The 22,052-nt window shown below is 69.1% G+C and carries 25 protein-coding genes; 8 read left to right on the top strand and 17 right to left on the bottom strand.

Features of this window, described 5'->3' with window-relative positions; genetic code table 11:
• Positions 1-19 precede the first annotated feature (19 nt).
• Positions 20-652, bottom strand: a complete 633-nt coding sequence (locus BJY22_RS24290; RefSeq protein ID WP_167210445.1) for a TetR/AcrR family transcriptional regulator — start codon at positions 650-652, stop codon at positions 20-22.
• 138 nt (positions 653-790) lie between these two features.
• On the opposite strand from BJY22_RS24290, the gene BJY22_RS24285 reads away from it, so the two are divergent.
• Positions 791-1,654, top strand: coding sequence for an alpha/beta fold hydrolase (locus BJY22_RS24285; protein ID WP_167210442.1), 864 nt, complete (start codon positions 791-793; stop codon positions 1,652-1,654).
• Positions 1,655-1,695: 41 nt separating this feature from the next.
• On the opposite strand, the gene BJY22_RS24280 is transcribed toward BJY22_RS24285, so the two are convergent.
• The 8 genes from BJY22_RS24280 to BJY22_RS24250 form a co-directional block, all read right to left on the bottom strand.
• The gene (locus BJY22_RS24280) at positions 1,696-2,472 is read right to left on the bottom strand and encodes a DUF6390 family protein (RefSeq protein WP_167210439.1); all 777 of its coding nucleotides are present in this window, start codon (positions 2,470-2,472) and stop codon (positions 1,696-1,698) included.
• On the bottom strand, positions 2,469-3,401 hold the full coding sequence (locus BJY22_RS24275) for an EamA family transporter (RefSeq protein ID WP_167210436.1): 933 nt from the start codon (positions 3,399-3,401) through the stop codon (positions 2,469-2,471). Before BJY22_RS24275 ends, BJY22_RS24280 begins: the two co-directional genes overlap by 4 nt.
• The gene (locus BJY22_RS43310; protein ID WP_167210435.1) at positions 3,398-3,598 is read right to left on the bottom strand and encodes a HypC/HybG/HupF family hydrogenase formation chaperone; all 201 of its coding nucleotides are present in this window, start codon (positions 3,596-3,598) and stop codon (positions 3,398-3,400) included. The genes BJY22_RS24275 and BJY22_RS43310 overlap by 4 nt, the downstream gene beginning before the upstream one ends.
• A 163-nt stretch (positions 3,599-3,761) precedes the next feature.
• Positions 3,762-6,329, bottom strand: coding sequence for a cation-translocating P-type ATPase (locus BJY22_RS24265; RefSeq protein WP_167210432.1), 2,568 nt, complete (start codon positions 6,327-6,329; stop codon positions 3,762-3,764).
• Between the two features lie 89 nt (positions 6,330-6,418).
• Positions 6,419-6,685: a response regulator transcription factor gene (locus BJY22_RS43065; RefSeq protein WP_337758904.1), complete on the bottom strand. Its 267-nt coding sequence runs from the start codon at positions 6,683-6,685 to the stop codon at positions 6,419-6,421.
• Positions 6,682-7,074, bottom strand: a complete 393-nt coding sequence (locus tag BJY22_RS43060) for a response regulator (RefSeq protein ID WP_337758902.1) — start codon at positions 7,072-7,074, stop codon at positions 6,682-6,684. Before BJY22_RS43060 ends, BJY22_RS43065 begins: the two co-directional genes overlap by 4 nt.
• A gap of 102 nt (positions 7,075-7,176) precedes the next feature.
• Positions 7,177-8,046, bottom strand: a complete 870-nt coding sequence (locus tag BJY22_RS24255) for a universal stress protein (protein ID WP_167210430.1) — start codon at positions 8,044-8,046, stop codon at positions 7,177-7,179.
• On the bottom strand, positions 8,043-9,068 hold the full coding sequence (locus BJY22_RS24250; RefSeq protein WP_167210427.1) for an Acg family FMN-binding oxidoreductase: 1,026 nt from the start codon (positions 9,066-9,068) through the stop codon (positions 8,043-8,045). The genes BJY22_RS24255 and BJY22_RS24250 overlap by 4 nt, the downstream gene beginning before the upstream one ends.
• Positions 9,069-9,232: 164 nt before the next feature.
• On the opposite strand from BJY22_RS24250, the gene BJY22_RS24245 reads away from it, so the two are divergent.
• Entirely contained in the window at positions 9,233-10,975 is a 1,743-nt protein-coding gene (locus tag BJY22_RS24245; RefSeq protein WP_202891239.1) for a GAF domain-containing protein, read from the top strand.
• Positions 10,976-11,065: 90 nt separating this feature from the next.
• Positions 11,066-12,040 (top strand): Acg family FMN-binding oxidoreductase, encoded by a 975-nt coding sequence (locus tag BJY22_RS24240; RefSeq protein WP_167210424.1) that lies wholly within the window; start codon positions 11,066-11,068, stop codon positions 12,038-12,040.
• An 80-nt stretch (positions 12,041-12,120) separates the two neighbouring features.
• Here BJY22_RS24240 and BJY22_RS43055 read toward each other — a convergent pair whose 3' ends face one another.
• On the bottom strand, positions 12,121-12,999 hold the full coding sequence (locus BJY22_RS43055) for a universal stress protein (protein WP_167210422.1): 879 nt from the start codon (positions 12,997-12,999) through the stop codon (positions 12,121-12,123).
• Positions 12,996-13,313: a hypothetical protein gene (locus tag BJY22_RS24230; RefSeq protein ID WP_167210420.1), complete on the bottom strand. Its 318-nt coding sequence runs from the start codon at positions 13,311-13,313 to the stop codon at positions 12,996-12,998. The genes BJY22_RS43055 and BJY22_RS24230 overlap by 4 nt, the downstream gene beginning before the upstream one ends.
• Before the next feature lie 177 nt (positions 13,314-13,490).
• Here BJY22_RS24230 and BJY22_RS24225 point away from each other — a divergent pair, with 177 nt between their 5' ends.
• Together BJY22_RS24225 and BJY22_RS24220 are read left to right on the top strand one after the other, a co-directional pair.
• Positions 13,491-13,682 carry a hypothetical protein gene (locus BJY22_RS24225; RefSeq protein WP_167210418.1) on the top strand — a complete coding sequence of 64 codons (192 nt, stop codon included), beginning with the start codon at positions 13,491-13,493 and terminating at the stop codon, positions 13,680-13,682.
• On the top strand, positions 13,679-14,176 hold the full coding sequence (locus BJY22_RS24220; protein ID WP_167210416.1) for a DUF1579 family protein: 498 nt from the start codon (positions 13,679-13,681) through the stop codon (positions 14,174-14,176). The genes BJY22_RS24225 and BJY22_RS24220 overlap by 4 nt, the downstream gene beginning before the upstream one ends.
• A gap of 70 nt (positions 14,177-14,246) precedes the next feature.
• On the opposite strand, the gene BJY22_RS43050 is transcribed toward BJY22_RS24220, so the two are convergent.
• Entirely contained in the window at positions 14,247-15,149 is a 903-nt protein-coding gene (locus tag BJY22_RS43050; protein ID WP_167210414.1) for a universal stress protein, read from the bottom strand.
• A gap of 271 nt (positions 15,150-15,420) precedes the next feature.
• Here BJY22_RS43050 and BJY22_RS24210 point away from each other — a divergent pair, with 271 nt between their 5' ends.
• Positions 15,421-15,852 carry a pyridoxamine 5'-phosphate oxidase family protein gene (locus BJY22_RS24210; protein ID WP_167210412.1) on the top strand — a complete coding sequence of 144 codons (432 nt, stop codon included), beginning with the start codon at positions 15,421-15,423 and terminating at the stop codon, positions 15,850-15,852.
• Here the strand turns inward: BJY22_RS24210 and BJY22_RS24205 are convergent.
• A complete protein-coding gene (locus tag BJY22_RS24205) occupies positions 15,748-16,545 on the bottom strand; it encodes a phosphatase PAP2 family protein (protein ID WP_167210410.1) in 798 nt (265 codons plus the stop codon). The genes BJY22_RS24210 and BJY22_RS24205 overlap by 105 nt on opposite strands.
• Positions 16,546-16,709: 164 nt before the next feature.
• On the opposite strand from BJY22_RS24205, the gene BJY22_RS24200 reads away from it, so the two are divergent.
• Positions 16,710-17,606 (top strand): lysylphosphatidylglycerol synthase domain-containing protein, encoded by an 897-nt coding sequence (locus tag BJY22_RS24200; protein ID WP_167210408.1) that lies wholly within the window; start codon positions 16,710-16,712, stop codon positions 17,604-17,606.
• Positions 17,603-18,253 carry a glycerophosphodiester phosphodiesterase gene (locus tag BJY22_RS24195; protein ID WP_167210406.1) on the top strand — a complete coding sequence of 217 codons (651 nt, stop codon included), beginning with the start codon at positions 17,603-17,605 and terminating at the stop codon, positions 18,251-18,253. Before BJY22_RS24200 ends, BJY22_RS24195 begins: the two co-directional genes overlap by 4 nt.
• On the opposite strand, the gene BJY22_RS24190 is transcribed toward BJY22_RS24195, so the two are convergent.
• The 4 genes from BJY22_RS24190 to BJY22_RS24175 are packed head-to-tail and all read right to left on the bottom strand — an operon-like array spanning position 18,210 to position 21,944.
• Complete coding sequence (locus BJY22_RS24190; protein WP_167210405.1) at positions 18,210-19,373, bottom strand: ABC transporter permease; 1,164 nt, start codon at positions 19,371-19,373, stop codon at positions 18,210-18,212. The two genes, BJY22_RS24195 and BJY22_RS24190, sit on opposite strands and share 44 nt — an antisense overlap.
• Entirely contained in the window at positions 19,370-20,533 is a 1,164-nt protein-coding gene (locus tag BJY22_RS24185) for an ABC transporter permease (RefSeq protein ID WP_167210403.1), read from the bottom strand. Before BJY22_RS24185 ends, BJY22_RS24190 begins: the two co-directional genes overlap by 4 nt.
• 2 nt (positions 20,534-20,535) lie before the next feature.
• Positions 20,536-21,477: an ABC transporter ATP-binding protein gene (locus tag BJY22_RS24180; RefSeq protein ID WP_167210401.1), complete on the bottom strand. Its 942-nt coding sequence runs from the start codon at positions 21,475-21,477 to the stop codon at positions 20,536-20,538.
• The gene (locus BJY22_RS24175; protein WP_167210399.1) at positions 21,474-21,944 is read right to left on the bottom strand and encodes a hypothetical protein; all 471 of its coding nucleotides are present in this window, start codon (positions 21,942-21,944) and stop codon (positions 21,474-21,476) included. The genes BJY22_RS24180 and BJY22_RS24175 overlap by 4 nt, the downstream gene beginning before the upstream one ends.
• Positions 21,945-22,052: the final 108 nt, after the last annotated feature.

The raw sequence follows: 22,052 nt of genomic DNA, 5'->3' as shown, positions 1-22,052 counted from the left end.
GGTGACGGTGACGATCGAGCTACGTCGAGAGGCCGCGGCGCACGGTGATGTAGAAGGTGATGAGGTCGTCGGTCAGGGCCTCGGTCTGACGCTCGTCGGTGAGGTCCGCGTCCAGAAGCCAGTCCGCGATCAGGTCGAACATGCCGCCGACGAGACCGATCGCGACGCTGTGCCGTACGGCGCGTTCCTCCTCCTTCTGCGGTCCGTCGTACCTGTCCCAGAGCTGCACGAGAAATCCCGCGGCCCAGCGGCGATTGGTACGGCGTTGCCGCTCTACCGATTCCGAAATGCCGGCTGCCATCCCGAAAGTGACCCTCGTGATCCGCGGGTCGCCGACGAGCGCGCGCACGAAGGTCTCGAGCAGGCGTGGGGCTTCCTGTCGCTCGTTCCCACTCGCTTGCGCGGCCGCTTCCGCCATCCGCTCCTCGAGGCGTTCGGATGTACGCCGCAGCAAGGCCAGGTAACACTCCTCGCGGCTGGCGAACAGCTCGTAGAAGCTCTTCGTCCCGATGAACGCCGTACTGCAGATCTGCTCGATCGACGTCCCCAGATAGCCATTGGCCGCGAACAAGGTGAGCGCCGCATCCAGTAGTTGCTCACGCCGTTCAGCGCGGCGTTGCTCGGCGTCGAGTCCCCGTATGGTCCTGCTCATGCGGTGGACATTACCCAGAGTGGTTCATTTGTAACCAGTCCGTCTGGTTGTCAACACGACATCTTGTTTATAACCCGGGATCGTGCTCGACTGTCCGTGACGCAGTCGTCACGCAATCCAACCACGGGGAGCACAGTCATGCCACGTCATCTCCGCCGCGCCGCGGCCGGGCTCTTCGCCGCGGTCCTGCTCACCGCCTCGGTGACCACGGCCGGCGCAAGCGCGGCGACGTCTTCGGGATTCGACGACTGGACGTGTAAGCCGTCGGCCGCGCATCCGAACCCGCTCGTCCTGCTGCACGGTCTGGGCGGCAACGGCCCCGGGAACTACTCCTACCTCGGCCCGTACCTGGCTGCGAAGGGCTACTGCGCCTTCAGCGTCACCTACGGGCAGGCCACGCCGGCGATCCCGGTGGGCGGCACGATCTCCATCGCCCGGTCCGCGGCCGAGATCGAGGCCTTCGTGCAGCGCGTCCGCGCGACCACCGGCGCGGCGAAAGTCGACATCGTCGGGCACTCGGAGGGTGGCTTCCAGAGCCTCTACGGCCCGAAGGTCCGCGGCTACGCCGACCAGGTCGGCAGGGTCGTCGCCCTCGCGCCCCCGACGCACGGTACGACGTTCGGCGGTCTGGTCAGCGTGGGCGACTACCTCGGCCTCCGCCCCTTGGTCGATCAGGTTCTGCGGGAGTTCGGCTGCCCGGCGTGCGACGAGCTCATCGTCGGCGGGTCGGCCGTCGAGAAGCTGACCGAGGGTCCGATCGCTCAGCCCGGGGTGAAGTACACGGTGATCGCGTCGCGCTTCGACGCCTTGGTGACACCGCATGAGACGTCGTTCGTCCGTGAGCCCGGTGTGACGAACAGGTATGTCCAGGACACCTGTCCGCTCGACCCGGTCGGCCATGTCGGCCTGGCCTTCGACCCGTCGGTCGCCCAACTGGTCGCGAACGCCCTCGACCCGGCTCACGCGACCCCGGTCCTCTGCGCCGCCGGTCCGCCGCTCTGAGCGGCGCCCGCCATCGTGGTCCTCGTGACCGACGCGGCATGTCAGTCGCAGTGTGTGCCCTCGAGCGCGCTCCCCACAGCAGGGCGGCCGAGGGCGTGATTGACGAGGCCCAGAAGTGTTGTGGTGGCTGTCTGTAGCTCGACGAGTTGGTGGCCGGACAGAACGTCGCAGATCCAGTTCCAGTGCACCGAGACCCGGTCGCCCGTCCGCACGTTGTGAGCCAACCGGTAACCGCGCGAGCCGACAAGCAGCCGGCGTACGACGGGATCGCCGAGGCGGAGCCTGCCGTTGTCGTAGTGAAGGGGGCGCAACTGGACGTCGGCGGCCCCGGCGTCGACGTCCAGGACTGTTCCCCACGAGATCCGGCAGCTGTCCAGAACCCGGAGCGGCTCGGCTGCGGGACCTGCGCGAAGCAAGCCGGTCCACGGGTAGACGGCGAAGACATGGAAGTTGTGGTGTGGCCGGCCGCCGAGCAGGGCCAGACGGATCGGATCGGTGAGCCCGTGGTCGACGCGGCTGTCGAACCGGTCGGTCAGGTGCGCGGCGAGCAGCGAACCCGGAACGTTGTCCAGCAGGTGGTTGCCTACCCAGTACGCCTCGACGACGGCGGTGTCGAGCGGCTCACGGCCGGAGGCCGCCGCGATCAAGGAGAGGTATGGCCAGGCGCCGAGGAACCGCTCGGCGATCGCCGCGAGCCCGCGGTCGCTCACGCCGCTGCCGGCGTACTCCAACAGCTCTGCGGAGTCGCCCGGGCCGCAGTACCCGAGCGCGTTCGGCGGATACGCGTACCGCGCGAACAGCAACGGCCCCGCCGTCATTGCGCGAGCACCGGCGTACGACGGGAGCGCGCCACCGTGATCAGACCCGCGCCCGCGGCGAGCAAGGCGAGACCGACCCCGGCCTGCGGCGTCACCGCGATGCCCTTCACGATCGCATTGAGCGCGGCGGTGACGATCGCGGCGAACACGAGGACGGCGGTCACGTCCACCGCAGGGGCCAGCGCGAGCGCGCGGTACCACGTCGCGACATATCCGGCCAGCAGCAGTCCGGTCAGCAAGGCCCAGCGCCAGCCCTCGGCGCTCAGCCCGGTCAGCGCCGACCAGTGGCCACTCACGGCCACCCAGCCGACCAGCAGGACGACGCCGAGCCCCATGCGCGCGACCGCGAGTACATCCGGCGGCATCGCGCCGAGCAGCCGCTTGACGACGATGACCTCAACCGCCCACAGCAGTGTGGCGGCCAGGAGCAGCAGTTCGCCGGTGCCGAAGCGGAACCCGCTCAGTCCCCCGCCGAGCGCCGCCTGCCCGACGAGCAGCAAGCCGATCGCGGTGTAGTGCAGGAATCCGAGTCTCTCTCCCAAAAGCGGTACGGCGAGCAACGCCACCCACACCACCAGCGTCTTGTGCACGAAGGCGGCATGTGTCGACGACGCCTGTGCCAGCCCGCTGAAGAACAGCACGAACGGCACCGAGCCGCCGACCACGGCAACCACTACGATGCCCAGCCAGGTCCGCGGGGACGACCTCAGCGCAGGGCGCGCCCCCTCGTCCCGGTGCCGCGTGCGCCGGCCGGCGAGAAGACGTCCGCCGGCCAGAAGCAGCATCAGCACGACGGCCGCGATCAGGTTCTTCGCCGTCGTGTACACCGTGGCATCGCGAACGACACGAACGCCGTACGAGTTGACGAACACGGACACCCCGCTGATGACCGCCGTCCCGAAGGCCAGCGCCAGTCCCAGACGCCTCATTGATCCCGTCCCCTGTCGTCCAGCCGGTTGATCGCGAACCCGGAATGCACAAGCACCAAGTCACCGACCGCAACATCCGGCAGAAACGCGAAACACACGTGCCGCTGCCCCTCCGCGGTCTCGACCGTGCCTGTAGGTGCCGCCGCCGGAGCCCCACCATCAAGCTCCACCACCCGCCCCTCGATCCCGATGCACATCCAGGTCACCTCAGCACCGGAACTCGCGCACGCCGTCCATGGTTCGTTCCGTCGCCACCATCGCCGTACCTCCCAGGAACGATGGTGGCCGCTTGGCCGCGCCCCGGCCAGGACCCAAGGTCCCGGATGGTCAGGACCGAACGTCCCTGCAGACGGCTGCCTGCTATCCCCGGGTGCGTGACCGGCGCAGGAGCTTGGTCGACGTGTCGACGAGGAGCAGGACGATCACGCCGGCTACGGCGAACAGCCAGCCCTGGAGGGACGGCCAGCCGCCGCCCAGCAGCTCGGCGACCGGTGGGACGCCGAGGAAGACGGTCAACAGGACCATCTCAGCGGCGATCGCCAGCAACAGTGGCCGGTTGGTCGTGAAGCCGATCTCGAACAGCGTGCTCCGCTCGCTGCGGCAGGCCAAGGAGTTCGCCATCTGCATCAGCACGATCACCGCGAACGCCGTCCCCGAAGCAACTGCCAGCGCTGCGCCGGACGGCTCAGCCCCGAACCGCCAGCCGTGCCCGGTCAGGATCAGCACGAACGCCGTCATCGCCACCACAGCCTCCGTCAGCCCGAGCACACCGAACGCCCTGCCCAGCAGACGGCGGTCGACCAGGCGTCGATGCCTGGCGGGACCCTCCAGAACGCGCGGACCGGGCCGTTCCACGCCGAGCGCCAGCGCCGGCAGTACGTCGGTCCCGATGTCCAGTGCCAGTACCTGCAGCACGCCGATCGCGAGCGGAAGCGATCCCCCGGACAGAGCCCAGGCCACGAACGGTGCCAACTCCGCCACGTTGTCGGCGAGGTGGTAGGTCAGAGAGCGCCGTACGTTCGAGAAGGTCGCGCGGCCGAGCCGGATCGCGGTCACGATGCTCGCGAAATGGTCGTCGAGCAGGACCAGATCGGCCGCGGCGCGAGCGACATCGCTGCCCGAGGCACCCATGGCGACGCCGACGTCGGCCTCGCGCAGCGCCGGCGCGTCGTTGACGCCGTCACCGGTCATCGCCACCACGTGACCGCGCCGGCGCAACGCCCGCGCGATGCGCAGCTTGTCGGCCGGCGTCACCCTCGCGACCACGATGCCGTCGTCCCGGTCGAGAAGTTCGCCCAGACGCTCGTCGTCGTCCGGCAATTCGCTGCCGGTCACCACCAGTCCGTCTGGTCCGAGCAGGCCGACCTCCCGGGCGATCACCGCGGCGGTCGCCGCATGATCACCGGTCACCACCGCGATCTTCACCCCAGCCTGCCGGCACGTGGTCAGGGCGTCGTGCACATCCGGACGCGGAGGATCCTCCAGCCCGACCACCGCCAGCAGGTCGAGCACGTCCGCGCCGAGCTCGAGTTGGCCGTCGTGCACTCGTACCCCGGATGCCACCGTCACCGCGAGCACCCGCCGGCCGCGGCCGGCCAGATCCTCCACCGCCGCGGCCGCTTCACCGTTGGCCCAGCAGTACGGCAGCAACGCGTCCGGCGCACCGATCACCACAGTGTTGCCGTTGACAACCACCGCGCTGTATCTCGTCTCACTGGTGAACGCGACCCGGTGGGTGACCGTCACCGGATCGACCGGCGGTACCCCGAGACGCCGGGCCAGCACGTCGATGGCGACCTCCATCGGATCGCCCTCCGCCACCCACCGCCCCTTCGACCGCACCGCCCTGCCCCTGATGCAGGCGATGGCCGATGCCGCAGCCTTCGAGGTGGCCTCGATGGCCGCCGGATCTCCCTCGGCCGAACCCACCGGCTCGTAGCCGCGTCCCTGGATCGCGACCACGCCGTACGGCGTCCACACCTCCAGAACCTCCATCTGGTTCATCGTCAGCGTGCCGGTCTTGTCGGTGCAGACGTACGTCGTCGCGCCGAGCGTCTCGACCGCATCCAGCCGTCGCACCAGAGCATTGCCGTGTGCCATCCGCTGCGCACCCCGCGCCAGCGACAACGTGACCGTGGGCAGCAGACCCTCGGGTACGAGCGCGACCATCACGCCCACCCCGAACAGAAGCGCCTCGGTGACACTCAAGCCGAGCAGCAGCGACACCGCCGTCAAAGAGACGCCGACGGCGACGGCGATCACCGCGATGACGCGGATCAGGCGATGCAGCTCGACGGTCAACGGGCTGGGCGGGCGATCCGCGGACTCGGTCAGCGTCTGGATCCCGGCGAGCCGGGTGTTTCCGGCGACGGCGGTCACAACAGCCTCCGCCTCGCCCTGGACGACGAAGGTCCCCGCGAACACCTGCTGTCCGGTCGCCGGGCGGACCGGAACCGACTCACCGGTGAGCGTCGACTCGTCCACCGCGAGACCGTGCACCGCGACCAGCTGAAGATCGGCCGACACACGGTCACCGGCACCGAGCACCATGAGATCGTCGCGAACCAACTGGGTCGCGTCGACCCTCGTGACCTCACCGTCACGGATCACCTGCACGCGGGTCGGTAGCAGGTCCCGCAGCCGTTCGGCGGCCCGGTCGGCGCGGTACTCCTGGGCGAACGCGAAGACCCCGTTCAGGATGATGATCACGACGATCGCAACCGCCAGCGGCGCAAGTCCGCCGACCACCGCCAGGACCGCGGCGGCCCACAGCATCAGCGCGAACAGATGCGTCAGCTGCCCGACGAACAGTTTCCAGGCCGCCCTACGCCGGGGGGCAGGCAACTCGTTCGGTCCCTCGGCAGCCAGCCGCCGCGACGCATCCACCGCCGACAGACCGCGAACATCCGATGACTGCACACTAGGCATGCCCACCTCCCCCACGAGCGTCCCGGCGCAGCAGTGACCGCTGCAGGGCCCAACGTCCCGACCTGAGCGCCGAACAGACCCTGAGAGGCCTAATGGCTCTGGAGGTGGCTCTTCGCGTGCTCGACCGCGAACACGGCGGCTTCGGTGCGGCGTTCGAAGTGCAACTTGCGCAGGACCGAGGACACGTGGTTCTTGACCGTCTTCTCCGCCAGGTACCGCGATCGCGCGATCTGGCGGTTGGTCTTGCCCTCGGCGATCAGCGCGAGGATCTCCTTCTCCTGGTCGGTGAGCGTGGCGTAGCGCGGATCCTCCCGAGTGGCCGGACGTCGCAGGCGCTCCAGGACCTTCGTCGTCATCGCCGGGTCGAGCAAGGACTCGCCGACCGCGAGCCGCCGTACCGCAGCCACCAGATCGCCCCCGTGGATTCGCTTGAGCAGGTAGCCCGCCGCCCCGCCATGATCGCGGCGAACAGCGCCTCGTCATCGGAGAACGACGTCAGCATCAGGCAGGCCGGCGGATCCTCCATCGCGGAGCGGATCTCCCGGCAGACGGTCACACCGTTCCCGTCCGGCAGACGGACGTCGAGCAGTGCGACATCAGGGCGTACGGCGGGAATCCGCGCGATCCCCTCCGCTGCCGTGGCGCCGTCACCCACGACCTCGATATCGGGCTCCGCCTCGAGCAGCCGCCGCAGTCCCAGCCTGACGATCTCGTGGTCGTCGAGCAGAAACACCTTGATCGCCATCACCGCTCCTCCCCAGCGCGGACGACAGACACCTGAGCACACTGACACTCCGGCGTCCGGCGATCAAGGGCTCCTCGGCCCCGTCGGCTCGGCGCCGTCGGCTCAGCCCTCGCGGTGGTGGACGACGGCGAGTGGACAGCCGGCGTGGCGTAGTACGCCGCACGTGATCGAGTCCGGGAGTTTCGACGGCCAGTCACGTGCGCAGCCGCCGATGACCAACAGTTGCGCGTCAGCCTCGGTCGCTGCAGTGACGATGCCTGCGGCGGCGTGTCCGCTGCGAAGCTCCGTCTCCACGAGCAGATCGGGGTGCCTGCCGCGGAGCCCATCCGCCAGATGCTCGAGGCGACGCTCCGCCGTGTCCCACCATTCCTCGCCCATGCTCGGCACATCACCGGGATAGATGGCCGGCAGGTCCCAAACATGGACCAGCCGCAGCGGCAGCTTCCGCAGGTTCGCCGTCTCCACGGCGAAGTCGACCGCCGGCGAGCCGCAGTCCGATCCGTCGATCGCGACAACGACCGGACCGCCGCGGCCGGTCGGCGTCCACTGCTGAGGTACGACGATGACCGGCACCGTGCCGGAGATCGCCACCGCTTCGGACAACGAGCCGATCATCAGGTCCCGCACCGCGTCCGTCCCGCGTCGACCGACCACCAGCATCCGGCTCTCCGCCGCCAGGCTCACCAGCGTCCGGGCCGGCGAGCCGATCGCGACGCAGCCGTGATGATCGAGGGCGCCCAACCTCTCGTCCAGGTACTTCCCGACAGCGTTCACCACATCGATCGCAAGTTCGTCCGGTACCGGTAGTGCCCGGTCGTCGATCACGTGTACGGCTCGCAGAGCCGCCCGCCGCAGCAATGCCTCCTGCACTGCCCATTCGACAGCGCCGGCGTCGCGCCAGGCGCCGTCGATCCCCACGTGTATCACCGGCTTGAACGTCATCGTCGTCACCGCTTCCGTCCGATCGGTCATGCGCGATCGTTCGTCCGGACCTCGAGATCCGGTCCAGCCGAAATCTCTTGTTCGGGATCGTCCGGAAGCAGCACGTCGGCGATCGGGCGGCGTGGGGTCGCAGGTACGGGCGGGCCGTAACCGAAGCGGATCACGGCCTGCGGGCGGCGCCAAGGACCCAGTGGGTCGTTGATCTGCCAGCGCAGTCCCTCGTGCTCGATCACCTGATTCAGCAGCGAGGTCGAGACGCCGTGGGCGGTCGCCTCGAGCAACACCCGCTCCATCGCCTGTCCGGCCCGGAGCCATTCGAGCGGGCCGTCGTACCGCGTTGCCAGGATCGCCATCTGCGGTTCGCGCTCGAACGCGGCTACGATGCGCGCCTCATCGGCGGCGGTGGCCGCGAGGTCGCGGACAACCGTTGTACCACCGGCGGGCAGCGGGCCGAGCGCGCTCGACGGTACGCCGTCGAGCTTCCGGTCACCACCGACCCACCGGCTCCGCTCGGCCGTTCGCACGGTGCTGCCATCGTCGGCGGCCACCGCCTCGTTCGTTGCCATCTGCAACCACCAACGACGCGACGGGCGCTCGAGCCACTGCAGCTCCGCGGTCTCGATCCGCGCCGCGTCCTCCAGCCGTCGCCGGACGTCGTCCGGCACCCGCTGGTCGGTGAAGGGCTCCCGATTCGTCCGGCGGCGCAGAATCGCCGGCGCCAGCGCAGCCAGCGGCTCGACGCGCGGACCGCTCAGCTCCACCTCGGCGACGAGATCCGGCTTTCGCCGATCGCGCAGTTGATGGACGTGCGAGCCGTACCCCAGGTACGCCGCCGCCACCCGCAGGTTGAAGATCGCGGCACCCATCGTCACGAACAACATCCGCCGCCCTGGATCCTCGGCCGGCAGTTCGCGCTCACGGTCCCGGTAGACCTCGACCACCCAGCCGCGGAACCGGAACCGCCACGGCTGCGTGTTGTGCATCGACGGCGCCGCGACCGTCAGACGCAGCATCTCCTGCCGATCTCCGTCCGGCACCGTCGACAGCATCATGGATGCACCTCCTGAGCCGAGCTTGGCACCGCGCGAACCTGCCCGGCAGGGACGTCGTACCCCTGGCACCCGGGACCTTGATCACTCGCGCGGCATTACCTCCCGGTAACCAACACGCCCGTGATCCGCTTCACACGGGTGGTCACGCCTTGTATCGTGGGCGCGTGGCTGACGGCTCGCGGTCAGGGCGTGGGGGCTGGGACGAGGGCGCGCTCGAATTCGCAGGATTGTCCCGGGTACGTCTCGATGCCCTGCTCCAGGAACTGCTGAGCCGTGTCGACGAGATCATGGAGTACCAGGAGCGGCTCCGGGCACTCCTCGACGCGGTCGTCGGCATCGGCGCCGATCTGGATCTGAACAGCACGCTGGACCGGATCGTGACCGCGGCCTGCGAACTCGTAGGAGCCCGGTACGGCGCCCTCGGCGTCGTAGGGCCGGACGGCAAACGATTGATTCGCTTCATCACCCACGGCGTCACCGACGAGGAGATCGCCGCCATCGGCCCGTATCCGGAAGGACACGGCATCCTCGGTCTCCTGATCGAGCACCCCGAGTCGATCCGGATGCACGACCTCGCCGAACACCCGCGCTCGTACGGCTTCCCTGCCAACCACCCGCCGATGAAGAGCTTCCTCGGCGTCCCGATCCGCATCCGCGAGCACGCCTACGGCAACCTCTACCTGACCGAGAAGACGGATGCCGCCGACTTCACGGAGGACGACGAGCGCACCGTCACCGCCCTGGCCGCCGCGGCCGGCGTCGTCATCGACAACGCGCGCCTGTACGCCGACACCGAGCAACGTCGCCGTTGGCACGAGGTCACCGCCGAGATCACCCAGCTCATGCTCGGCGAGTTCGATCCGGACCAGGCGCTGCAGCTGATCGCCCGGCGGGCTCGTGAGGTGTCCGGCTCCGACGTCGCCGCCGTACTGCTCGCCGAGAACTCCGAGTTGGTCGTCCGCGCAGTCGACGGGCCACCAGAGTTCCAGCGCTTCGTCGGCCAGCGGGTTCCGAGCGGTCTTCCGGTGCTGGGCCGAGCCTTGACCGGTGGCGAGCAGGTCGTGATCGAGGACCTGGCCGAATTGCTGAAGGACGACGGCACCCTGAGCGAGTTCCCCGAAGGCGCGCGACTCAGCCGTACGACGATGGTGCCGCTGCCGGCCGGGACCACCGGCACCGGCGGTCTGCTCGTGGTGGCCTCGGAGCGCGGACCGGTGACGACGATCAGTGACGGTGCGGACCTGATGCAGATGTTCGCCGGGCAGGCCACCTTGGCCCTGGAGCGAGCCCAGGCGCAGCGGGATCGCGACATGCTGGCCGTTCTCGAAGACCGTGACCGCATCGCCCGGGACCTGCACGACCTGGTGATCCAACGGCTGTTCGCGACCGGGCTGCAACTCCAGGGCATGCATCGTCTGGCGCGTCCCGAGCACCAGAAACGGCTCACTCAGGCCGTCGAGGACATCGACACCACGATCCGCGACCTCCGGGCGGCGATCTTCGGCCTTCAGCAGGCTCCCGGGTCCAGCACGCTGCGCGGCGACATCCAGGCGCTTGTCGACGAGTATGCCGAGGCGCTCGGGTTCCGGCCCCGATTCATCGTGACCGGGCCGATCGACACCGGCGTGCCGGCCGCGGCCCGCCCGCAGATCCTCGCCACGGTGCGCGAGTCGCTCTCCAACATCGTCCGGCATGCCAACGCTTCCCAGGCAACCGTCGAGGTTTCCGTCGGCGGCGGCCTCGTCGTCACCCGCATCGCCGACGACGGCGTCGGCATCGGCCCGAGCACCCGCCGCAGCGGCCTCCGCAACCTGACCGAACGCGCGCAAGCCCTCGGCGGCACGGTCCAGATCACCAGCAACGAACCTCGCGGCACCGTCGTCGAACTCCAGGCACCCACCGACTGACGAACGGCCTACCCAAGTCGGGACTCTTGCCCGCAGCGCGGCCGCCGCCGGTCGGCGAGGCTGGGGGTCGAGAATCCGTGGAGGTGGACCGTGTCCGAGCAACTGCCCCGTGAGCACATCGACATCCTGCTCGCTGCGGCCGTCGCCGCGCCGAGCATGCACAACACCCAGCCTTGGCGTTTCGACGTACAGGGCCACGTCATCGACGTGTACCTCGACGGATCGCGCACGCTGCCCGCCGAGGATCCCACCGGACGCGCGATGCGGATCGCCGCCGGCGCCGCGACCTTCAACCTGCGGTGCGCGGCAGAGACTCTCGGGTACGGCACCTGGTTCGGGCTGGCGCCGTACCCGAGGGAGGAACCCGACCTGCTGGCGCGGGTCGCCGTCGAGCCGACCGGGACGCGGGACGAAGAGCTTGCCGATCTGGCCGAACAGATCCCCCGCCGGCACACCGACCGCAACCCGTCCGACGCGACACCGATCGCCGAAGACGTCCGGGTCGCGTTGATGCAGGCGGCGTACGCCGAAGGCGCCGAGCTGATCTGGCTCGGCGAACCCGAGATCCGGGCGGTGCTGGACATGGTCCTCGACACCGACCTGCGCGAGATCGGCGACTGGCACCGCCGCGCCGAACGCGCCCACTGGGTCGGCGGCTACCGACCGGCCGAAGGGGTCCCGAGCTCGGCGCTGGGTCCACGGCCGGCCGGCTACCCGGCAACGGTCCGCGACCTCGGCACCAGGCCGATCGACCGGCTGCGCAAGGAATCCGCCTTCGAGGCCCACCCGGACATCGCCGTACTCTGCACCGACAACGACGAGCCCGCCGACCAGGTCGCCGCCGGCGCCGCGCTGGAACGCGTGCTGCTGACCGCCACCCGAGCCGGCGTCAGCGCGTCGTTCCTCAACCAGCCCCTCGAGTACGACGACCTTCGCACCAGGGTCCAGCGCCTCACGCAACGTCCCGGGCACGCCGACATGATCATCCGCTTCGGCCACAGCCATCCGGGAACCGGCACCGCCCGCCGCCCCGTCACGGACTTCCTGCCGAAGCAGGAGGACTGAGCACGCGAGACCGCGGCCCCTCACAGGCAGCCGCGGTCAGGTCCAACACCTCTCCGTCGCGATGACTCAAGTGGTCATCGTCAGCTGGTGCGCGCCGCCGGGACGATCGCCAGCGGGCAGGTCGCGTGGTGCAACACGCCCCGGGCCACCGAGCCCAGTAGGAACGACGCCACTCGTGTGTGGTGACGTGTGCCGACGACCAGCAACTGCGTGTCGGATTGTTCGGCGGCCGTGACGATCCCGTCCACGACATGACCACGGCGTACATCGACCTCGAACGACTGCTCCGGGAACTTCTTGCGCCATTCGGCCACGACGTTCTCGAAGTGCCGCTCCGCGTTCTCGGCCCACTCCGTACTGAGACCCGCGACGTTCATCGCGTCCCAGCTGTACACAGCGGGCAGATCCCACACATGAACCAGCCGAACCGGCAGACCCCACTCAGTCGCCTCAGCGACCGCGAACTCCATCACAGCCGCGTTGTCATCGTCATCGTCCAGCGCCACCAGCACCGGCCCGGCATGATCCGACGGCTTCCAGTGCTCCGGAACAACAACCACCGGAACAGCCGCGTGAACCACCACAGCCTCCGACGTCGAACCGATCAGCAGCCGCTTGAACGTCCCCACCCCCCGGCGACCGACAACCAGCATCCGGCTGTCCGCCGCCGCCTCGGTCAGCCTCCGCGCCGGCTGCCCGACCATCAGGTCCGCCTCGTTGTCCAGCGTGCCCGGGCTCTCGTCCAGATACTCCTGGACTTCGTTGACGAGCTCCATCGACGCGTCATCGACAGCCGCAGGTTCCCACCCGGGCGCGTGCCGAGGCTTGTCTTCGATCACGTGCACCACCTGGAGGGGCTCCCGCCGTAACAGCGACTCCTGCAGAGCCCACTCCAAGGCGCCGGTGTCACGCCAGGAGGCGTCAACCCCCACATGGATGACCGGCTTCACGGTACTCACCGCAACCACGGGTACTTGCGAACGAAGGCCAGGCCGGCCCACTGCTTCCCGAACCCCCACACGTTGCCAGCAGCAACGAGCGCGAGCACGACCAACGTGATCGCACCGAGAATGTGATCGTCCAGCACCGGGTTGTTCTCCGGAGGCAGAGCCGCCGACCACATCAGCACATACAGCAACGACCCGCTGACCGCCGCGATCCGCAAGACGGCGAGCGCACGCCCGGCCGCCGTGGTCATGATCGGGTGCCGATCACCGTCCGGCTCCATCGCCGGAGCCGGCAGGTTCTGCCGCCGGTGCGACGCAGTACTCATGATGTCGTCCTTCCACTCGAATCCGACACCTCGATCCTGAGCGGCCCCGGGCGTGACGGTCAGAGCCCTTGTCACCCTTCCTCGAGTCGAACGGCCCCCTAGGTCCGGGACATATGTCGCTGTCGATCGTCCGCCAGGACGGGGACGCTGGAATCGGCGCAATCCGAGGAGGTACCGATGCTGACCGACCAGCTGCCGACCGCGTCCCTCGGCGTACTGCTGCACGCCTCCGACGCCGAAGGCCCGCACCTCGCCCGCCGCACCGAGCGAATCATCACCGACGCGGGCGATCAGATCCGCACCGGCATGGCGCTGCGACGCGTCCTTCTCACCGCACTCGCCCACGAACACAGGAGTGACGCATCATGACAACCACACTCGCGCTCCCGCCGCAGCACGTCGAACAGATGGCCCGGCTGGCCCGCTTCCACCGCAACGTCCGCTGGACCGGCACCATTCAGCCTGGTAGCTACGGCCCCGGCAGCCCCGCCTTGACCACCATCGGAGAAGCCCGCTATCGCACCATCCAGAACGGCCTCTGGATCCTCGGCGAGCACGAGCAGGACGTGTACCTCACCGACGGGACGTTCGTCCGTCACACGCAACTGCACTGGATCGCCGGTTGGGATCCCGAGACCGGCGAATACCAGGCCTCGACCGCGGACAGCGAAGGCCACTTCACCTTCCTGACCGGCCACATCGCCGGCAGGCTACTCACCTTCGACAGCATCGGCCACCCACGCCTCCGCACCCGCCTCTTCTGGCACGTCGCCGACGCCGAGACGATGACCTGGCGCACCGAGGTCTCAGTCGAAGGCGGCCCCTACGAACTGGTCGAACGCAACGTTTGCACGACTCTCTGACCTGAGCCGCGCCGATCAGTCGGCGGTACGGATCGCGGTGACTGCGAAGGCCTCGACGTCCCGACTGTTGTCAATTGTCCCGTTCCTTGCCTTCTGCGGTCGTCCGTACGACGGCGACCGGGCACTGCGCGTGGTGGAGTACGGCGCGACTCACCGAGCCGAGCATCAGCCCGAGGAAGCGGCCCCTGCCCCGGCTTCCCACGACCAGCAACCGTGCGCGCCGGGACGCATCGACCAGGACGTTGGCAGCTGGTCCGCGCACAAGGTTCTCGGTGGCTTTCACCCCCGGATGGTCGACAGCTTGTCCCGCAAGGGTCTCGCCCAGGACAGCCGCGCTGTCCTGCTCGAGTGCGTCGATGTCATAGACGGCCGGCACGATGTCGCCGGGCCCGGTGCTCTGGGGGTCGTGCCACGCCATCAGCGCAGTCACCGACCCACCCATCACCTCGGCGTACCGGAACGCGAAGCCGATCGCCGCCATGGACAGCTCCGACCCGTCGACACCGACCACGATCTCGTCCGGTCCGTCGGTACGCCGCGGCCAGCCGGCCGGTACGACGACCACCGGGCACGGAGCGTGCGTCGCCAGGTGAGCCATCACCGAACCGGCCGCGAGATCGCGGAGTTCGCCCAGACCACGGGACCCGAGTACCAGCATGGATGCTTCCGCTGCCTCGCGCACGAGCACTGCGACGGGGTCGCCCACCACCACCGCTGCCTCGATCTGCAGATCAGGATGGGCCAGGCGCAGGGGACGACAGGCCTTGGCGAGCAACCGCTCGGCGGCGCGGCGGATCTGTTCCAGTCCGACAGTCGTCGCGGAACCGCTCGCGGTCCGCAGGATCGGCCACGGGACGGCATGGACGACGCGGAGTCGGCCTGCCCACCGTTCGGCCGCGACCGCGGCCCAGTCGGCAGCGGCCGAACTGGCCGGCGATCCGTCGTACCCCGTCACGATCGGGTTGCCGTTCACGTCTCTCCAACCTACTCGACGACCGAAGTACTGCCAGGCTCACCCCGGCGCCACCGCTCGTGTCAGGGCCTAAGGTCCCGACCCGCCCGGCCTGAGGCCCGCATCGATGGGACCGCAAGACCTGCTCGCCCCATTGCCTTGCCCTTCGAAGAGATCCCAGAGGTCATGCGTCGCCGCAGCACGGGACGTTCGGCCCTGCATCGTGGTGGACCACCGGATCATCGTTGACTCGTGGCCGGATCGATCCGTGCCCACGTCAGGAGGTGTTCCGATGACCAGGTTCGACCACTCCCGCTTGGAGATCGTCAGTACTGCGGACTGTCTGAAACTGCTCGGGTCGGTCGCGTTCGGGCGCCTCGTCCACACGTACGGCGGACTTCCCGCGGTCCGGCTGGTCAATTTCGTCCTGGACCGCGACACGATCGTCTTCAGCACCGGACCCGGCGACAAGCTACGGGCCGCCGAGCGCGGCGACGTCGTCGCGTTCGAGGCGGACGACGTAAACATCGAGCGCCACCTCGGATGGACCGTCACGGCCATCGGCCGCCTGTCCGTCGTCACCGCCGACGACGCCGCCGAGCTGCGCAGTACTTTGCCGCTACATTCCTGGCTCCCGATGGACGAGCCCCAGCTGATCCGGCTCGGCGTCGCCACGATCCAGGGCCGCCGCCTGGTCCCGTGGGCCCAGCGCCCCCGCACGTAAGCCGCGCCTCCTGCTGAAGTGAGCGGCGGTGAGCAAACCGAGCAGGGCGAGGGCGCCCCCGGCGAGACCGTCGAACAGGTAGTGGTTCGCGGTCAGAACGATCGCGGCCAGCATCAGGAGCGGCATCAACCAGCCGAACAAGCGAATGATCCAGTGGCCGCCGAACGCGGCCACAGCGATGCCCATCAGCAGGTTCCAGCCGAAATGCAGACTCGGTACGGCGGCGTACTGGTTCACGAATGCCGGCGGCTGGAGTACCCGGTACGCCGAGGTCCGCTCGGTGACCGTGTCGACGAAGCCGTACATCGTCAGGAATCGCGGCGGCGCGACCGGGAACAGGGCGAAGATCACCAGCCCGGCACCGCCCGAGAGCAGTATTGCGTTGCGAAACCTCCGGTACGCCTCGCGGTGCCGGATCAGCAACCAGAGCAGCGTGACTAGTAGCACCGGCCAGTGACCGTAGATGTAGATGTACCCCAGCGATTCGACCAGCCAACTATGCTCGGTCACAGCCTGCTGCAGTCCCGGCTCGACGAACACGCCGGCGGCGCGCTCGAGATCCACGATGTACCCGGCGTTCCGGAAAGCCACGTCGACTCTGCTCGTCATGAGTCCGCGAACACCGAAGTACAGCACGATCGCAGCCGTAATCACCGTCACCTCACGAACTACCTGTCCCTTGCGGCTGCTCATGCGCAACACAACAGTCCCTCCCCTTCGCTGCTCGCCCCCTCTCACCGTCGCGGAAGGGCCGTGTCCGGACCAGGGCCGGACCGCCCGACGCCCTGGGACCAATGGCCTTGCGCGGGCCGGTTATCGTCCTTCTAGTGAAAGGCCAGGCCCGGAAGGAACCCCTCATGCAATTGGGCCATCACCCGCTCGTGCGCGGTGTGCGCAGGATCGTCGCCCATCGCGGTCTGCGCGTTGCCGCACTCGTCGCCGCGGTCGCCCTCTCCCTCTGGAACGTCGACCGCGTCCCACACACCGCGGTTCTGCCGGCGATTGTCGGTCTGCTGCCGTTCGCGATCGGCAAGTACGTACTCTGCCCCTTGCGCTGGCACGCGATCTCGACCAGCGGACGAACCCGGCCATGGCACCTGCGTGCCTATGCCGAAAGCGAGATCCTCGGCCTCATCTCCCCTTGGCATGCCGGCGCCGATCTGTGGCGGGTGCACCGGCTGGAGACGGTCGGTGTACGGCGCTCCAGCGCCGCCGCCGAGGTCGCGCTCGACCGCTTCGTCGGTGCGATCGGTCTCATCGCGGCCGTGGTGATCACCGGGGTGACCTTGCCGGCGAGCGTGATCGCGATCGCTGCCGGTGCAGCTGCGGCGGTGCTCGTCGTGGCTCTCGTCGTGCGGCGGCGCCGTCCTGGCCTGACCGCGCGCTGGCCATGGCCGTCGCCGAAGGTGTTCGCCTACGGGATCCTGTTGTCCGTCGGCTATCAAGCCACGATTCTCGGTCTCCTGTTCGCCTCCATCGACGCGGTCGGGGGTTCTGTGCCCGCACTCCAACTGGTCGCGATCTTCGGCGCCAGCCAGATCGCCGGGGTGCTTCCGGGGGTTCACGGTGCCAGCCCTCGCGAGGGTGCCCTGGTCGCGGGACTGGCTTCGATCGGTGTGTCCTGGACCGCCGCGTTCGGTGCGGTCGCGCTGACCGCCTTGCTCTACTGGGTTCCGGCCCTCCTGCTGGGAGGCACCTTCCTGTTCCTGCGTTGGCGCGGCTGGTTCACCGAGCCGCGCCCGGGGACGCCGTGAGACGTCCGCTCGTCATCGCGCACCGAGCAGGCAACCACCTGGGCACTCTCAGGTCGGCGCTCGACCGTGGCGCCGACCTGGTCGAGGCGGACGTCCACGCGTACCGCGGCCGGCTCGAGATCCGCCACCACAAGACCCTCGGGCCGTGGTGGCTGTGGGAGCGCGGTGAGCTCGTCCTGCGCCGCCGGGTTCCCCAGGTCGAGGAGCTGCTCGCGGCGGCAGCCGGTGATCCCCGGCTGATGCTCGACCTCAAAGGAATCCACCCACGCCTGGCGCCCAGACTGGCCGCAGTCCTGTCGGACACGACGATTACGATCTGCACACAGCACTGGTGGATGCTCTCGGCATTCCGGCACCTGCCGAACGTACGACACGTCCTCTCGGCCGGCAGCCGGCGCGGCCTCCGGCGCCTGCGTTCGCGGCTGCGGCGCCGATCGCCGCATCCGCCGTACGGCGTTTGCGTCCATCGCCGGCTGCTCACCCCGGAACTGGTCACCGAGCTACGGCAGGCGGGCCAGGTCGTCTTCACCTGGCCGGTGGATACCGAGGAGGCCCTGGATCACGCCCGCCGGCTCGACGTCGACGGTGTGATCGGGAAGCACGTCAGCTGGTCAACCGGCGTTGGAGGACCGCCGACGCCAGCGTGAGCATGCCGAGGGCGAAGGCGGCCAGTACGGCGAGGTTGCCGGCGATGTCCGCGACGCCACCGTCTCGGGACAGCACGGTGATCCAGGCGTCCACCGCCCACGCGTGCGGCGTGATGTGCCCCAGCGTGCGGACCGCGTCCGGCACGATCGCCAGCGGCCACATGCACCCGCCGAGCATGGCGAACGCGATGCCGATGACCGGGCCGATGGCGGACGCCTGGTCGGGCGTCTTGAACACCGCACCGCTGAGCATGCCCGCCCCCGTCCCCACGACCGCCCAGGTACCGATCAGCACGACCGCTGCCAGCGGATCTCCCCAGCTCACGCCGAAGAGCACCGCACCGACCGCCACGATCAGGACGGACTGAAGCAGCGAGAAGATCAGGTAGCACAACGTCTCACCCAGCACCACGCTCCGGACCCGGATCGGTGCGGCCTGCGCCCGCTGGTAGATCCCGAGCTGCCGGGTCTGCACGATGGCCGCCCCGCCGGCCAGAGCGTTGATGAACACGAAGAGCACCAGCATCGTCGGCGCACTGTAGCTGTAGCCGAGCGGAAGGTAGTCGCTGCCGGTCACGACGTTCTCCGTGCTGATCCCGATCCGCGGAGTCGCGCGCTGCAGCGCTGTTGCCGTCGGCAGCTGCTGCGCCGTCGTGGAGCCGGTCGTGCGGGCAGCGAAGGCCGCCGCCTGGATCCGCTCCGCGTGCCGCGCCACCGCGGCCGCGATCGCCGAGCGGACGGCCGCCTGCGTCGACTCGGCGCCGCCGGCCAGCACAGGGATCCCTACTGGGTCCCCGGCGAGTAGAGCGGTGTCCAGGCCGGCCGGTACCAGGACCACTGCGTCGAGCTCTCCACGACGCAGCGCCGTCCGTGCGTCCGACTCGGCGGTCATCGTGTGCAGAGGGCCGACGGCCGCCAGTTCCTCGACCAGACTGGCGGCGAGCGGCCGGCTGGAGGTGCTGCCGGCGAGCACGCCGATCCGGAAGCCGCCCGGGTTCTGCACCACGGCACCGATGACAACCATGATGACGACCGGAAGCACCACGATGAAGAACACCGCGGTCCGGTCACGCACGATCCGGCGCAGCGACGCTCCAGCCACGGCGAACGCGGTCCTCATGTCGACCTCCAGCATGTGACGAGCGCGGACAGCGCCCCGATGGCGGCAGCCATCCCGAGAAGGATCAGTACCGGGGTGATCGCGCTGGTCGCGGCGGCCCCGGTGGCGAGGTCGGTGAATCCGCGAAGCGCCCAGCCGTTGGGCGTCAGCAAGGCGAGGCGCCGCAGCGCCTCCGGTGCCTGGCTGATCAGAACGAAGTTGCCACCGAGCAGTAACAGCACGAACGTGATGATCGTCGCGAAACCGTCGGCCTGTCGTTCGGTCCGCGCCACCGCGACGACCAGAGTCGTCAGGGCGACCAGAACCGTGGACATCGCGACGATCAACGCCGCAGCGGGCAGAAGCGGTCCCCACCGCGCGTCGAACGCGACCGAGGACACGACAGCGAGGGTCCCCAGACTGACAACGCTGTAGACGAACACGGCAAGCGACTTCCCGAGCAGTACGGTGCCACGCCGCAGAGGTGCCGCACCGATCCGCTCCAGGGTCCCACTGCGCCCCTCGATGAAGTAGCTGCGCGCGGTGAAACCGATGGCGAACAGCACGAACATGATCCCCATCGCGGGTGCGTAGTAGCTCGCGGTGGTGAGTTGCCGGTGGCCCGTCGGCCGCGATTCCAGCGACTCGGGCAGCCGGAGGCCGGCCACCGCCGCGGCGAGTTCGTCGCCGCGGCTGCGGGGCACGCCCGCCGCCAACGCGGTATGCACCGAGAGCCGCCCGGCGTTGAGCTGCGTGACATAGGCATCGGCGACTGCCCGCGCCACCTCCGCCTGCAGTGGTTCGTCCGGATCGGCCAGGACGCGGAGCCCGATCGGCTCGTCACCGACCGCCGCCGCGCTGAATCCTGCCGGGATCACGAGGGCAGCGCCGGCGGCGCCGTCGTCGATCATCCGGCGTGCCTGGGCCTCGTCGTCCGCCTCGCGAACGGTGAGAACACCGGACAGTTCAGGTCCGGTGAGTGCGGTGCGCAGCGCGGTCGCGATCCGGCCGCGATCGTTGTCGATCACAGCCACGTCGGCATGGAAGCTCTCCACGCCGGAGAACGCGAAGCTCATCAACGCAGCGACCGCGATCGGCGCGACGAAGCCGAGGATCAGCGCCGACCGGTCGCGAAAGCGCTGGCGGAGGTCCTTGGCGGCGATCACGAGTGCGGCGTACATCATCACTCCCTCAAGGCCGTACCGGTCAGGTGCAGGAAGACGGCCTCGAGATCCGGCTCGTCCACTTCCACGGACCGCACCGACACACCGGTCCGCTCGGCGACTTCCAGTACGTCGGGCAACAGCCGGCGCCCTTCGCACGCGAGCAACTGAACCTCGCCGTCCTTCACGTCGGCGCGGTCGACGCCGGCGAGCAGGCCGCACTTCTCCGCCAGCACGGCCAGATCGCCGGTCGCCGACAGGCTGATCCGATCGCGCTCCCCGAGCCGGGCGACGAGCTGCCGGCGCGTGCCTTCGGCGACCAGCCGGCCATGGTCGATGATCCCGACGCGGTCACAGAGCCGCTCGGCCTCCTCCATGTAGTGGGTGGTGTACAGCACAGCCAACCCCGCGGCGCCGAACGACTGGACACTCTCCATCACGGCGTGTCTGCTCTGCGGATCGACGCCGACCGTGGGTTCGTCGAGGATCAGCAGCGACGGCTCGTGCAAGAGTCCCGCCCCGATGTTGAGTCGCCGCTGCATCCCACCGGAGAACGACTCCACGCGATCACCGGCGCGGTCGGTCAGCCCGATCAACTCGAGCACCTTGCCGACCCGATGATTCAGCGGCTTGCCCTGCAGCCCGTACAGCCGCCCGAAGAACCGCAGGTTCTCGCGGGCGCTGAGATCCGGGTAGAGAGCGATCTCCTGCGGAACGTACCCGATCTGCCGTTTCGCGTCCGGCCTCGTCGGACCGACCGGAGAGCCGGCCACCAGCACCTCGCCCCGGTCGGCCCTCAGCAGTCCGCAGACCAGGCGGATCGTGGTGGTCTTACCCGCGCCGTTCGGGCCGAGCAGACCGTACGTCTCGCCCGGCGCCACCGTGAAACTGACGTCGTCGACGGCGACGCGATCGCCGAATCGCTTGCCCAGGTGCGCTGCCGAGAGCGCCGGAGTTGTCATGACTGGTTCCAGGCCTCGCGGTACCAGTCGTACGCGATCGTGTTCACCCGGGTCAGGGCGGTCAGGTCACCGTTGCTGGCGGCAATGACGCCTTGGCCGATCCAGCGCAGCGAGTGGAACCACATGTACAAGCTGGCGTTCTTGTACGGGTTCAGCGACCAGTTGATGTTGCCGCCACCGTTGCCGACCGTGTAGGGCGCGTACGGCTTCCAGGTGAACTTGTCGGCGTACTGGTTCGCCAGCGGATTCTGGGCGTCCAGCCCGCTGAACCCGGGGCACGCGTAGAACGGCGCAGCCGCCGTACCCAACGCAGTCCTTCCCACATCGGTCGCAGGCCGCGCAGTCGCCGGTACGACGTTGCTCTCCCCCGGCACGAACTGCGCCTCGTCTGACCCCGCCGCCGGGCCGGATCCCAGCGCCGGGACGGCGATCCCCACGACCACCCCGGCAGTTCTCCTGAATCTCATCGGTCTCCCCCTCACAACCGTGCGTTACTGCAGCGGTGGTCCGAGGGTCCGACCGGCGGCCGCTTCACCCCAGAGACCAACGGCCCGTTCCGGACAGGACCACTTGTC

This window comes from Kribbella shirazensis (assembly GCF_011761605.1).
Lineage (GTDB): Bacteria > Actinomycetota > Actinomycetes > Propionibacteriales > Kribbellaceae > Kribbella > Kribbella shirazensis.
This window is presented reverse-complemented; position numbering and strand designations above follow the sequence as displayed.